Below are 12,459 nucleotides of genomic sequence, written 5' to 3'. Positions count from 1 at the left end.
AAGGACTGCTTTATGACGGTTGCTCTGTGGTGCATTTTGATCGCGATTGTCCTGCCCTATATCTGCACGGGCATCGCCAGGGCCTGTGGCGGGTTCAGGCCGAAAGACAACCATGACCCCCGTGACTTTCTCGAATCACTGAACGGTGTGGGCCGACGCGCGTATGCGGCGCACCTGAACAGTTTTGAAGTGACTCCGGCGTTCGCGGCTGCGGTGATTGTCGCGCACCTGGCCGGCAATGCCGAACTGGTGACGATCAATGTGCTGTCGGTGTTGTTCATCACCAGTCGGCTGCTGTACATCATTTGCTACCTGGCGGACTGGGCGATGTTGCGATCGCTGGTGTGGCTGGTGGGGTTGGGGTTGATCGTCAGTTTCTTTGTGGTGTCTGTTTAAGGGCAAGATCAAAAGATCGCAGCCTCGTTGCACTCGTCAGCTCCTACGGGGATCGAATGCATCCGCGATATTGCGGAGGATGCGGTCAATGTAGGAGCTGACGAGTGCAACGAGGCTGCGATCTTTTGACGTTAGAGCTTGTCAGTGACTTGAGGCACTTGCGGCAACGCCGCGCCTTTAGGCCAAAGCATCCAGATTTGCCCCTGCTGTTTCATATCCCCGGCCAATTGCCCGGCCGCTTCGCCGGTGCCCCAGAACAAGTCCGCACGCACTTCGCCGGCAATCGCGCCGCCAGTATCCTGAGCCGCCACCGGGCGTACCAGTGCGGTGCCGTCCGGTTTGGTGGTCGATAGCCACAACAGACTGCCCAGCGGAATCACCTTGCGGTCCACCGCCGCGCTGTAACCGGCGGTCAGTGGGACGTTCAGCGAGCCACGCGGTCCTTCGTTGCTGTCCGGGTTACGGGTGAAAAACACGTAGCTGGGGTTGCTGCCAAGCAGCTCCGGAATCCGCGTCGGATTGGCCTTGGCCCAGGTGCTGATCGCGCCCATGGTCACGTCTTCTTTTTTCAGCTCACCTTGCTCGACCAGCCAACGGCCGATCGGTCGATAGGGATGGCCATTCTGATCGGCATACGCAATGCGCAACTGGCGGCCATCGTCGAGCTGGATGCGACCCGAACCCTGGATTTGCAGAAATTGCAGGTTCATCGGGTCGGTCAGCCAGGCCACGACCGGCGCCTTGACCCCTTTGGTTTCGATGGTGGCTGCGTCGTCGTACGGCTTGAGCACGCGGCCTTCGAGTCGCCCGCGCAGGCGTTTGCCCTTGAGTTCCGGATAGAGGCTGTCCAGGGCGACGATGATCATGTCCTCGGGGACGCCGTACACCGGAATGTTCGCCACGGCGGTCTGGGTCAGGCTGCCGGGGTAGACCGGTTCGTAGTAACCGGTGATCAGGCCGTTGGGGTTGTCATTGGCGGCACGCAGGCCATAGACGTCGAGATTCTGTTTGAGGAACCCGCGAATCTCGTTGGCGGTTTGCGGCACGTTGGCGGAAGCCGCGCAGGTCGAGCCCCAGACCGGATCGGCCTTGAGTCGGGTGCAGGCGCTGCGCCACGAACCGAAGCCGGCGACGAGGTCGTTGTCGGACACGCTCGGAAGTGCCTCCCACGTGGCGCTGGAGTAAGTGGCCAGTGCATGGGTTTTCGGCTTGGTGTTATCGCCACCGGTGCAGCCCGCGAGCACGGCCACCATCGGAAGGGTCCAGGCCAGGCTGTGGCGCCATGCCTTGTAACGGCTGTTCATGGAGTAATTCCTTTGCCGGTTGCCTGAGTGCTCCATGCGCTCAAACAACCCGTATTGATAATAGGGCTATTGGTCTTTGCCGATGACACGAGGATACTGGCCGCCGTTCCCGTGACCTGAAGCCACCATGACTCTTAAAAGACTTTCTGTTGTATTGCTGGCCTGTCTGACCTTGTCCGCCTGCGGTGGTGTCGATCCCAACTCTCCGCTGGGCCAGCGCAAGGCGATTTTCAAGCAAATGCTCAAGACCGGTGAAGACCTGGGCGGCATGTTGCGTGGCCGCATTCCGTTCGACGGTCCGAAATTCGCGGACGGCGCGGTGAAGCTCGATGCGCTGTCCCGTGAGCCGTGGAAACATTTTCCGCAGGTGCGCGAAGAAGATCACACCAGCGCCAAGAGCGATGTCTGGCAGAAGCAGGAACGCTTCCAGGAAATGGCTCGCACCCTTGAAACCGCCACCGGTGAATTGGTGGTAGCCAGCAAGGTTCAACCCTACAAGGCCAGTAACCTGGGCCCGGCGGTGCAGAAGGTCGAAGATGCGTGCAGCGCGTGCCATAAAGAGTTTCGGGATCATTGATTCATGGTGCTCTGGCTGACGTCTTCGCGAGCAAGCCCGCTCCCACAGTTGACCGCATTCCCCTGTGGGAGCGGGCTTGCTCGCGAAGGCTGATTTGGCACTACCAAAGATCCCTGGTTTTCACCTCTACTTACTTGTCCAACTCATCCAGCGCGTCCTGCAATTCCTTGCGGGATTCGGCGAGTTTGTCTTTGCGCTTGTTGATCTTCTCCGGGTCGCCTTTTTTCATCGCCTTGTCGAGATCAGCCTGACGCGTGCTCACTTCGTGCTTGGCATCGAGCACCTTGTTTTCCCGTTCTTTCTTCAGGGAGGCGTCGGTGCAGTGGGCGGTGACTTCGCTGAGTGCGGTTTCCAGGCCGGCCTGTTGATCGGCGTTACCGTGGGATTTGGCCAGTTCGATCTGGTTGATGATGCCCTGTTTCTTGGCGGCGCAGCCGGTCAGCCCCGGCGCTTCTTCGCCGGCCATCAGTGGAGCGGCCATCACGCTGCAAAGCGTCAACAAGGCGAGCGGTAGAAATTTCATAAAAGCTCCATGTGAAAAAGCGATCGTGGCGATGGGGTGTTTGAGCCCCGCGGCACTCGTGGGTTCCCGGGGTGGCGGGCATCGCCGTTGGCTAAAAACCGTCGATCCCTGCGACCCGTAATGTTTCGCTCAAGGCCAGCACCTGCGGGTCGCGGAAAAATGCGCTCAATTGCGCCGCGCGTCCCGGACCGATACCGGCTTCGGCCTGCCATTGTTCGGTGGTTCGCTGCGCCAACGCCTGCCATGAATCGGCGAGGCGTGCCTGCCCGGTTGGCGGTAGGCCCAGGGCCTTGAGCCAGCGGGCGAAAGGGCGTTGGCGGGCGTTGTTGAAACTGTTCAAAAGACGAGCACTGCTGCGCTCGCCGAAGCCGCCAATGTTAGCAAGCTCTTGGGCATCGAGGGTTAACCAATCCAGCAGGCCGTTCAGGCGGCCTGTTTCGAGAAGTTTCTCCCAGGTCCCCGGGCCGACGTGGGGCAAGGCCAGTCCCTGCTTGCCACTGAGCCAGGTCAGGCGCGCCAGAAATTGACTCTCGCATCCCGGTGTCGGCTGCCAGCAACTGAGCTGATGAAAGTCCGCTGCCAGCGGCAACTCCATTTCAGGGCGCTCGGCGCTGCGCAGTACGACGCCATCCAGCCTGGGAATGGTCAGGCCCGCGAGGCTGATGGACACCTGATCGCCGGGGCGGATGTCCAATTCCTCCCAGCGCCGCAGTGAGCTGACGCTGACGCGCTTGATCTGCCGGTCATCCAGTTGCACCGGCGTTAGATCCAGCACCGGGGTTATTCGCCCGGTCCGTCCAATCTTGAAGTGAACCTTGCGCACCTCGGTCAGCGCTTGGGCAAACGGGTATTTCCAGGCGACGCTCCAATAAGGCGGTTTTACTTGCCAGCGTTCGGCGGGCGGGCGTTGATCCTGGCGCAGGACAATGCCATCGCTGGTAAAAGGCAGGGGAGTGCGATACCAGTGCTCGCGCCAGCGTTCCGCCTCGGCGAATGCCTTGATCGGCTGGCTGTAGGGCGCGGTGCTCGGGAAACCCAGTTCATCCAGCGCCGCCACGCGGGCGGGAAGGTTGGCCGGGCCTTGGGGCCAGTCCCAGACGAACAGGCCGATCCCTTCGGCTTGTTCGATGCTCAATGTCTTACGTGCCATCAAGCCAGCGACGGTGGCGCGGGCATTGAGGCTGCCGGCCTTGGCTTGAATGTGCTCGGAGAGGCGCCAATAGAGTTCGCCTTGCAGCAGCATGTCCAGTGGTTGTGGCAGGTGTTGAGGGATAGCGGCGATCTGACGCGCCGAAGCCGTCCAGTCCTGGCCGTTCATTCCGTCTCCGCGACTGATGGCCTGAGTCAGTAAGCCTTTGCGGTAAATCAGCGTCACCGCCACGCCGTCGACTTTGGGTTGGACCCAGATGTCGGTGCGGTCACGCAGCCAGTTTTCGACGGCACGGCCATCACGAAGTTTTTCCAGACCGGTATGGGCGATGGGGTGGGGAATCTTGCCGCCCGCGGTGCGCAACGGGTCTGCGAGCGGGCCTGAATTGAAACACTGATGCCATTCGGTCAGGCGGGCGCGGGACTGATCGTAGAGTTCATCGGTGACTAATGAGCGGCCCTGGCGATGATAGTTGTCGTCCCAGAGGTCGATCTGTTTTTGCAGGGCGGTGATTTCGTTCAGCGCTCGTGCAGGGGGCCAGTCGGGGCATTCGGTGGCGTTGGCGGTCAGACAGGCAAGGGTCAGCAGGAGACCGAAAAACAGGTGCAGGGAGGGGAGCATTGTGAGCGTCCTTGCTCGGGAGAATGCTTGAAGGCTAGATCAGTATTGGTTGGCACAACGGGTCGGTGTTTTTCCGGGTATTTCTGGTGGCAGGGCTGGCCTCTTCGCGAGCAAGCCCGCTCCCACACTGGATCTCCAGTGAACATATTATTTGTGAGCGCTATAGATTAAATGTGGGAGCGGGCTTGCTCGCGAAGGCGGCGACGCGGTCTGAAGTGAAGACAATAAAAAGCCCCGCACGGCGAACCGTGCGGGGCTTTGGGTACCGCCGGGAAAGTCTTACAGACCCGCAGCGGAACGCAGAGCGTCGACGCGGTCGGTTTTTTCCCAGGTGAACGTGGTGAACGTATCGTCGCCAACGGTCTTGGTTTCCGGGGTGCGACCGAAGTGGCCGTACGCCGCGGTTTCCTGGTACATCGGGTGCAGCAGGTCGAGCATGGTGGTGATTGCGTACGGACGCAGGTCGAACACTTCGCGGACCAGGTTGATGATTTTCTCATCGCTGATCTTGCCGGTGCCGAAGGTGTTCAACGAAATCGACGTAGGCTGGGCCACACCGATCGCGTAGGAAACCTGAATCTCGCAACGCTCGGCCAGGCCGGCAGCGACGATGTTCTTGGCCACGTAACGACCGGCGTAGGCGGCCGAACGGTCAACCTTCGATGGATCTTTACCGGAGAACGCACCGCCACCGTGACGGGCCATGCCGCCGTAGGTGTCGACGATGATCTTGCGACCGGTCAGGCCGCAGTCGCCCACCGGGCCGCCGATGATGAACTGGCCAGTCGGGTTGATGTGGAACTGGGTGTCCTTGTGCAGCAGTTCGGCAGGCAGTACGTGCTTGACGATCAGCTCCATCACGCCTTCGCGCAGGTCTTTGTACGACACTTCAGGGTTGTGCTGGGTCGACAGGACAACGGCGTCGATGCCAACCACCTTGCCATTTTCGTAACGGCAGGTGACCTGGGACTTGGCATCCGGACGCAGCCACGGCAGCAAGCCGGATTTGCGCGCGTCAGCCTGACGCTGCACCAACTGGTGAGAGAAGGTGATCGGCGCGGGCATCAGCACGTCGGTTTCGTTGCTGGCGTAGCCGAACATCAGGCCCTGGTCACCGGCACCCTGATCTTCAGGCTTGGCACGGTCGACGCCCTGGTTGATGTCCGGGGATTGCTTGCCGATGATGTTCATCACGCCGCAGGTCGCACCGTCGAAGCCGACGTCGGAACTGGTATAGCCGATGTCGGTGATCACGTCACGAACGATCTGCTCCAGGTCAACCCAAGCCGAGGTGGTGACTTCGCCAGCGATGATCGCCACACCCGTTTTCACCAGCGTCTCGCACGCCACGCGGGCGAACTTGTCTTCAGCAATGATTGCGTCCAGCACCGCGTCGGAAATCTGGTCGGCGATTTTATCCGGATGCCCTTCAGACACGGACTCGGAGGTGAAGAGGGAGTATTCGCTCATCTCGATGTTTTCCTGAAATTACCGATGGTGAGTGTCGCCAGTCGGTCGCTGAAAGTGGCGGACCTGAATCTGGAAACCATTACGTAAGCCTACATAGAGGCTTTCCCCGGGAACGAGTCCCGCAGCGGTGGCCCAACGGGCCAAATCGTCCTGTTCAAACCCCAACCAGAGATCACCGCAGGCCTCCCTGGCCCAACTCTGGTTGTGGCTGCATAAATCGGTTACCAGCAAGCTACCGCCTGATTGCAGCAAGCCGGCCATGTGTTTGAGCGCTTCGGCTGGCGCGGCAAAATGGTGCAGCACCATGTTCAGCACAACGCAATCGGCCTTGAGGCTGACGCCGTTCAGTGCGTCGGCCAGTTGCAAATTGACATTGCTCAGCCTTTCGCGCTCGCACACCTGGCGTGCCAGTTCGAGCATCGCCGGGCTGTTATCCAGCGCTGTCACCTGAGTGAAGCGGCGCGCCAGTTCCGGCAGGAATGCGCCGTCTCCGGGGCCGACTTCAATGGCGGTGGCGCCGTCACTGAAACTCAATTTGTCGAGCAAGGCCACCACGCTTTCGCGGTATTGCGGCAAGCCGGCGATCAAGTCTTGCTGGGCGCGAAACTTCTCTGCCACCCGTGAGAAAAAATCCTGGCTGGCCGCCGCTCGTTGCCCATGAACCTGACCGATCCGCGACTGCACATCGGCAGGCAGGGTCAGGTTGTCCACTTCTTCGAGCAGGGCCGCATGCAGCTTGCCGCCCGGCAGGTCGGTGTGGGGCAGGGCGCGACGGTAGAAAATCGCGTTGCCTTCACGGCGCGTCGCCACCAGGTCGGCCTGGGCCAATACCTTTAGGTGATGACTCATGCCGGACTGACCGATGCCGAAGATTTGCGCCAGTTCCAGTACGCCAAACGAATCGTTGGCCAGCGCGCGCAAGACGTTCAGGCGCAGCGGATCACCACCGGCCTTGCACAGGGCCGACAGCTCATCGCAATCGTCGTGTCGAATCGAGGGCGCGCGTAAATTCATAAGGCCAGCAGTCTAGTGACGGTCAGAAAGCATCGCAAGGGCAATATCAAAAAGTTTTGATATTGCTCGATAGATGGCACTTCTCGGCGTTAGGTTTAGTCAACAAACCAACAGCGGAAAGGTTTCACCCGTCGAATACGCTGTTAACCATTGGAAAAACGCCTTCAGATGACTATCTGTCATTGCCCCGAGGCGGGTGGGTGAGGGAAAATGCTCGCCTTTTTTCCGATTCGTTTTATTCACTCTCGATTCAATATCCGCAGGAGAACAGCGATGCCCAGCCGTCGTGAGCGTGCCAACGCCATTCGTGCCCTCAGCATGGATGCCGTGCAAAAAGCCAACAGCGGCCATCCCGGTGCCCCTATGGGTATGGCGGATATCGCCGAAGTACTTTGGCGTGACTACCTGAAGCACAACCCGAGCAATCCATCGTTCGCCGACCGTGACCGCTTCGTGCTGTCCAACGGCCACGGCTCGATGCTGATCTACTCGCTGCTGCACCTGACCGGCTACGACCTGTCTATCGAAGACCTGAAAAACTTCCGCCAACTGCACAGCCGCACCCCGGGCCACCCGGAATTCGGCTACACCCCAGGCGTTGAAACCACCACCGGTCCACTGGGCCAAGGCCTGGCCAACGCCGTGGGTTTCGCCCTGGCTGAAAAAGTCCTGGCGGCGCAGTTCAACCGTCCTGGCCATAATGTTGTCGACCACCACACCTACGTGTTCCTGGGTGATGGCTGCATGATGGAAGGCATCTCCCACGAAGTCGGCTCCCTGGCCGGCACCTTGGGCCTGGGCAAACTGATCGCTTTCTACGATGACAACGGCATCTCCATCGACGGCGAAGTCGAAGGCTGGTTCACCGACGACACGCCGAAGCGTTTCGAAGCCTACAACTGGCAAGTGATCCGCAACGTTGACGGTCACGACCCTGAAGAAATCAAGATCGCGATCGAAACGGCACGCAAAAGCGAGCAGCCGACCCTGATCTGCTGCAAGACCACCATCGGCTTCGGTTCGCCGAACAAGCAAGGCAAGGAAGATTGCCACGGCGCCCCGTTGGGTGACGCAGAAATCGCCCTGACCCGCGCGGCGCTGAAATGGAACCACGGCCCGTTTGAAATCCCGGCCGATATCTATGCCGAGTGGGACGCCAAGGAAGCCGGTCGCGCGGCCGAAGCCGAATGGGATCAGCGTTTCGCTGCCTACTCCGCCGAGTTCCCTGAGCTGGCCAACGAGTTGGTGCGTCGCCTGAGCGGCGAACTGCCGGCTGACTTCGCGGAAAAAGCCTCGGCTTATATTGCTGAAGTCGCGGCCAAGGGCGAAACCATCGCCAGCCGTAAAGCCAGCCAGAACGCACTGAATGCCTACGGCCCGCTGTTGCCGGAACTGCTGGGCGGTTCCGCTGACCTCGCCGGTTCCAACCTGACCCTGTGGAAAGGTTGCAAAGGCGTGACCGCGGAAGACGCCAGCGGCAACTACATGTACTACGGCGTTCGCGAGTTCGGCATGAGCGCGATCATGAACGGCGTCACCCTGCATGGCGGCCTGGTGCCTTACGGCGCGACCTTCCTGATGTTCATGGAATACGCCCGCAACGCCGTGCGCATGGCCTCGCTGATGAAGAAGCGCGTGGTGTTCGTCTACACCCACGATTCCATCGGTCTGGGCGAAGACGGCCCGACTCACCAGCCGATCGAGCAACTGACCAGCCTGCGCAGCACGCCAAACCTCGATACCTGGCGCCCAGCCGATGCCGTTGAATCGGCCGTGTGCTGGAAGCTGGCTCTGGAGCGCAAGGACGGCCCTTCGGCGCTGATCTTCTCACGTCAGAACCTGCAGCACCAGGATCGCAACGCGCTGCAAATCGCCGACATCGCCCGTGGCGGTTACGTGTTGAAGGACTGCGACGGCGAGCCTGAGCTGATCCTGATCTCCACCGGTTCGGAAGTCGGCCTGGCGGTTCAGGCGTACGACAAGCTGACCGAGCAAGGTCGCAAGGTGCGTGTGGTTTCGATGCCGTGCACCAGCGTGTTCGATGCGCAGGACGCCGGCTACAAGCAAGCCGTTCTGCCGTTGCAGGTCAGTGCCCGTATCGCCATCGAAGCGGCTCATGCGGACTACTGGTACAAGTACGTGGGCCTGGAAGGCCGCGTGATCGGCATGACCACCTACGGCGAGTCGGCGCCTGCGCCGGCCTTGTTCGAAGAGTTCGGCTTCACCCTGGAAAACATCCTGGGTCAGGCTGAAGAGCTGCTGGAAGACTAAGTCCGGAAGTTGCGTTGTTTGTACTGACGCCTTCGCGGGCAAGCCTCGCTCCTACAGGTAACACGGTATATCGCCGTAACCCCGTAGGAGCGAGGCTTGCCCGCGAAGACAATGGTGCATTCAACGCAAAGCTGAAGGATTCACCACGGTAATCGAGAACCTCATGCCTCAACCGCGTCCTTACAAAGTTGCACTCAACGGCTACGGCCGGATTGGTCGTTGCGTCTTGCGTGCGTTGTTTGAGCGAGGCGAGAAGGCCGGGTTTGAAATTGTCGCGATCAACGATCTGGCCGACATGGCCAGCATCGAATACCTGACACGCTTCGACTCCACTCACGGGCGTTTTCCCGGCGAAGTGAAGGTCGAAGGCGATTGTCTGCATATTAAAGGCGACTGCGTGAAGGTCCTGCGCAGTGCCACCCCCGAAGGCATCGATTGGGCGTCGTTGGGCGTCGATCTGGTGCTGGAGTGCTCCGGCGCTTACCACACCCGTGAAGACGGCCAGCGTTTCCTCGACGCCGGCGCGCCACGCGTACTGTTTTCCCAGCCGATGGCCAGCGAGGCGGATGTCGACGCCACCATCGTCTACGGCGTGAACCAGGATTGCCTGACCGGCGATGAGCTGCTGGTGTCCAACGCGTCCTGCACCACCAACTGCGGCGTGCCGCTGTTGCGCCTGCTCGATCAGGCCATTGGTCTGGAATACGTGTCGATCACCACCATCCACTCGGCGATGAACGACCAACCGGTGATCGACGCCTATCACCACGAAGACCTGCGTCGTACGCGTTCGGCGTTTCAGTCGGTGATTCCGGTGTCCACTGGTCTGGCGCGTGGCATCGAGCGTCTGTTGCCGGAACTTGCCGGGCGAATTCAGGCCAAAGCCGTACGAGTGCCGACGGTTAACGTGTCTTGCCTCGACATTACGATGCAGACCGTCAGCGACACCGACGCCACCGAAGTCAACCGGATTCTGCGCGAGGCCGCCACCAGCGGCCCGCTCAAAGGCCTTCTGGCTTACACCGAGCTCCCCCATGCAAGCTGTGATTTCAATCACGACCCACATTCGGCCATCGTCGATGCCAGTCAGACTCGAGTTTCCGGCCCGCGGCTGGTGAACATCCTGGCCTGGTTCGACAACGAATGGGGTTTTGCCAACCGAATGCTGGACGTTGCAGAACACTATCTGCAAACAGCCACCTCTCCAAAACAGTAGGAAATGCGACCCATGACCGTGTTGAAGATGACCGACCTCGATCTGCAAGGTAAGCGTGTACTGATCCGCGAAGACCTCAACGTCCCAGTCAAGGACGGTGTAGTCACCAGCGACGCGCGTATCCTGGCTTCGCTGCCGACCATCAAGCTGGCCCTGGAAAAAGGCGCGGCCGTGATGGTCTGCTCGCACCTTGGCCGTCCGACCGAAGGCGAGTTCTCGGCCGAGAACAGCCTCAAGCCAGTCGCTGACTACCTGAGCAAGGCCCTGGGCCGCGAAGTGCCGCTGGTCGCCGATTACCTGGGCGGCGTTGACGTCAAGGCCGGCGACATCGTGCTGTTCGAAAACGTACGCTTCAATAAAGGCGAGAAAAAGAACGCTGACGAACTGGCCCAGCAATACGCCGCCCTGTGCGACGTGTTCGTGATGGACGCCTTCGGCACCGCTCACCGCGCCGAGGGTTCGACCCACGGCGTGGCGAAGTTCGCCAAAGTCGCCGCCGCTGGCCCGCTGCTGGCCGCCGAACTCGACGCACTGGGCAAAGCCCTCGGCGCCCCGGCTCAGCCAATGGCGGCCATCGTTGCCGGCTCCAAGGTCTCGACCAAACTCGACGTGCTTAATAGCCTGAGCCAGATCTGCAACCAGTTGATCGTCGGCGGCGGCATTGCCAACACCTTCCTCGCCGCTGCCGGTCACCCGGTCGGCAAGTCCCTGTACGAGCCGGACCTGCTGGACACCGCCCGCGCCATCGCCGCCAAGGTCAGCGTGCCGCTGCCGGTCGACGTGGTGGTGGCCAAGGAATTCGCTGAAAGCGCGACCGCGACCGTCAAGCTGATCGCCGACGTGGCTGCCGACGACATGATCCTGGACATCGGCCCTCAGACCGCGGCGAATTTCGCCGAGCTGTTGAAGTCGTCCAAGACCATCCTGTGGAACGGCCCGGTGGGCGTGTTCGAATTCGACCAGTTCGGTAACGGCACCAAAGTCCTGGCCCAGGCCATCGCGGAAAGCTCGGCGTTCTCGATCGCCGGCGGCGGTGACACCCTGGCAGCCATCGATAAATATGGCGTTGCTGAGCAAATCTCCTACATTTCTACCGGTGGCGGCGCGTTCCTCGAATTCGTCGAAGGCAAAGTGCTGCCAGCCGTCGAAGTCCTGGAAAGCCGGGCCAAGGCCTGAGGGCCGCCTATTTGACCAGGCAAAGGAGTGTTTATATGGTCAGGACCCTAGCGCTGTTGATCGTCGCGGTTTCGCTGGCGGCTTGCGGGAGCAACCCGAAAGCCAAGCCGGACCCCGCGCCGTCTGCGCCGGATGATAAAGGCTGCTACCAGGCGGACTGGCAAGCCGAAACCAACCCGGTGCTCAACAAGCGTTCCGGGCCTGATGGCCTGGACAAATACGAGACACAGACCCCGGCCAAGGAACATGGCTGCCCTTGACGGGTCTGACTCTTTACTCAGGGCTGGCGGCGTACGCTGTCAGCCGAGGACCACGGATGAAAGGTTTTATCGCCATTACGGCGCTGGCACTGCTGGCGGGTTGCTCGAATTTCAACCTGTTCAAGCCTGCCGAATCGACGGACAACTGGACCACCTGGACCTGCGACAGCCAGGCCAAAGTGCTCTGGCGCTATACCGACGACAGCCGTAAGGAAGTCGATGTGCGCCTCGGCGGGGCCGATCAGGTCTACCGCTTGAAGCTTGAGCCGGGCGCCGAAGGTTCGCTGTACAGCAACGACATGTTGGCGTTTCACATAAAAGGTGAGGAAGGCCTGGTGTACTGGGTCGCCACCAATGATTTGATCGGCCGCGGTTGTAAGGCGCAGTAATTGACACACCACAGATCCAATGTGGAAGCAGATCCAAATGTGGGAGCGGGCTTGCTCGCGAAAGCGGTGGGTCAGCTTGCATCAGTGCTGAA

Annotated in this window: 12 protein-coding genes; 7 read left to right on the top strand and 5 right to left on the bottom strand. The window is 60.6% G+C overall.

The window, feature by feature from the left end:
- The first annotated feature begins 12 nt into the window (after positions 1-12).
- Positions 13-396: an MAPEG family protein gene (locus ACIPL2_RS06490; RefSeq protein WP_401354083.1), complete on the top strand. Its 384-nt coding sequence runs from the start codon at positions 13-15 to the stop codon at positions 394-396.
- Positions 397-527: 131 nt separating this feature from the next.
- Here ACIPL2_RS06490 and ACIPL2_RS06485 read toward each other — a convergent pair whose 3' ends face one another.
- Entirely contained in the window at positions 528-1,700 is a 1,173-nt protein-coding gene (locus tag ACIPL2_RS06485; RefSeq protein ID WP_401354081.1) for a murein transglycosylase A, read from the bottom strand.
- 127 nt (positions 1,701-1,827) lie between these two features.
- Here ACIPL2_RS06485 and ACIPL2_RS06480 point away from each other — a divergent pair, with 127 nt between their 5' ends.
- Positions 1,828-2,277, top strand: coding sequence for a c-type cytochrome (locus ACIPL2_RS06480; protein ID WP_401354079.1), 450 nt, complete (start codon positions 1,828-1,830; stop codon positions 2,275-2,277).
- A gap of 130 nt (positions 2,278-2,407) precedes the next feature.
- Here ACIPL2_RS06480 and ACIPL2_RS06475 read toward each other — a convergent pair whose 3' ends face one another.
- The 4 genes from ACIPL2_RS06475 to ACIPL2_RS06460 all read right to left on the bottom strand — a co-directional run bounded on the left by ACIPL2_RS06475 (position 2,408) and on the right by ACIPL2_RS06460 (position 7,055).
- Positions 2,408-2,800 (bottom strand): DUF1090 domain-containing protein, encoded by a 393-nt coding sequence (locus ACIPL2_RS06475; protein WP_401354076.1) that lies wholly within the window; start codon positions 2,798-2,800, stop codon positions 2,408-2,410.
- 91 nt (positions 2,801-2,891) lie between these two features.
- The gene (gene ligB, locus ACIPL2_RS06470; protein WP_401354074.1) at positions 2,892-4,571 is read right to left on the bottom strand and encodes an NAD-dependent DNA ligase LigB; all 1,680 of its coding nucleotides are present in this window, start codon (positions 4,569-4,571) and stop codon (positions 2,892-2,894) included.
- Between the two features lie 279 nt (positions 4,572-4,850).
- Positions 4,851-6,041: a methionine adenosyltransferase gene (gene metK / locus ACIPL2_RS06465; protein WP_401354071.1), complete on the bottom strand. Its 1,191-nt coding sequence runs from the start codon at positions 6,039-6,041 to the stop codon at positions 4,851-4,853.
- 18 nt (positions 6,042-6,059) lie between these two features.
- Positions 6,060-7,055 (bottom strand): ArsR/SmtB family transcription factor, encoded by a 996-nt coding sequence (locus tag ACIPL2_RS06460; RefSeq protein ID WP_401354069.1) that lies wholly within the window; start codon positions 7,053-7,055, stop codon positions 6,060-6,062.
- A 273-nt stretch (positions 7,056-7,328) separates the two neighbouring features.
- Here ACIPL2_RS06460 and tkt point away from each other — a divergent pair, with 273 nt between their 5' ends.
- The 5 genes from tkt to ACIPL2_RS06435 all read left to right on the top strand — a co-directional run bounded on the left by tkt (position 7,329) and on the right by ACIPL2_RS06435 (position 12,367).
- A complete protein-coding gene (tkt, locus tag ACIPL2_RS06455) occupies positions 7,329-9,326 on the top strand; it encodes a transketolase (RefSeq protein WP_401354066.1) in 1,998 nt (665 codons plus the stop codon).
- Between the two features lie 163 nt (positions 9,327-9,489).
- Positions 9,490-10,542: an erythrose-4-phosphate dehydrogenase gene (gene epd / locus ACIPL2_RS06450; RefSeq protein ID WP_401354064.1), complete on the top strand. Its 1,053-nt coding sequence runs from the start codon at positions 9,490-9,492 to the stop codon at positions 10,540-10,542.
- A gap of 12 nt (positions 10,543-10,554) precedes the next feature.
- A complete protein-coding gene (locus ACIPL2_RS06445; protein WP_201148391.1) occupies positions 10,555-11,718 on the top strand; it encodes a phosphoglycerate kinase in 1,164 nt (387 codons plus the stop codon).
- 35 nt (positions 11,719-11,753) lie between these two features.
- Positions 11,754-11,978 (top strand): hypothetical protein, encoded by a 225-nt coding sequence (locus ACIPL2_RS06440; RefSeq protein ID WP_401354063.1) that lies wholly within the window; start codon positions 11,754-11,756, stop codon positions 11,976-11,978.
- 56 nt (positions 11,979-12,034) lie between these two features.
- The gene (locus ACIPL2_RS06435; protein ID WP_401354061.1) at positions 12,035-12,367 is read left to right on the top strand and encodes an MliC family protein; all 333 of its coding nucleotides are present in this window, start codon (positions 12,035-12,037) and stop codon (positions 12,365-12,367) included.
- Positions 12,368-12,459: the final 92 nt, after the last annotated feature.

Origin of the sequence: Pseudomonas sp. NPDC086251, from assembly GCF_044746405.1 — a bacterium.
Lineage (GTDB): Bacteria > Pseudomonadota > Gammaproteobacteria > Pseudomonadales > Pseudomonadaceae > Aquipseudomonas.
This window is presented reverse-complemented; position numbering and strand designations above follow the sequence as displayed.

Coding starts and splice junctions, on each gene's coding strand:
- ACIPL2_RS06490 (WP_401354083.1), top strand. CDS start 13: ATGACGGTTGCTCTGTGGTGCATTTTGATCGCGATTGTCCTGCCCTAT.
- ACIPL2_RS06485 (WP_401354081.1), bottom strand. CDS start 1,700: ATGAACAGCCGTTACAAGGCATGGCGCCACAGCCTGGCCTGGACCCTT.
- ACIPL2_RS06480 (WP_401354079.1), top strand. CDS start 1,828: ATGACTCTTAAAAGACTTTCTGTTGTATTGCTGGCCTGTCTGACCTTG.
- ACIPL2_RS06475 (WP_401354076.1), bottom strand. CDS start 2,800: ATGAAATTTCTACCGCTCGCCTTGTTGACGCTTTGCAGCGTGATGGCC.
- ligB (WP_401354074.1), bottom strand. CDS start 4,571: ATGCTCCCCTCCCTGCACCTGTTTTTCGGTCTCCTGCTGACCCTTGCC.
- metK (WP_401354071.1), bottom strand. CDS start 6,041: ATGAGCGAATACTCCCTCTTCACCTCCGAGTCCGTGTCTGAAGGGCAT.
- ACIPL2_RS06460 (WP_401354069.1), bottom strand. CDS start 7,055: ATGAATTTACGCGCGCCCTCGATTCGACACGACGATTGCGATGAGCTG.
- tkt (WP_401354066.1), top strand. CDS start 7,329: ATGCCCAGCCGTCGTGAGCGTGCCAACGCCATTCGTGCCCTCAGCATG.
- epd (WP_401354064.1), top strand. CDS start 9,490: ATGCCTCAACCGCGTCCTTACAAAGTTGCACTCAACGGCTACGGCCGG.
- ACIPL2_RS06445 (WP_201148391.1), top strand. CDS start 10,555: ATGACCGTGTTGAAGATGACCGACCTCGATCTGCAAGGTAAGCGTGTA.
- ACIPL2_RS06440 (WP_401354063.1), top strand. CDS start 11,754: ATGGTCAGGACCCTAGCGCTGTTGATCGTCGCGGTTTCGCTGGCGGCT.
- ACIPL2_RS06435 (WP_401354061.1), top strand. CDS start 12,035: ATGAAAGGTTTTATCGCCATTACGGCGCTGGCACTGCTGGCGGGTTGC.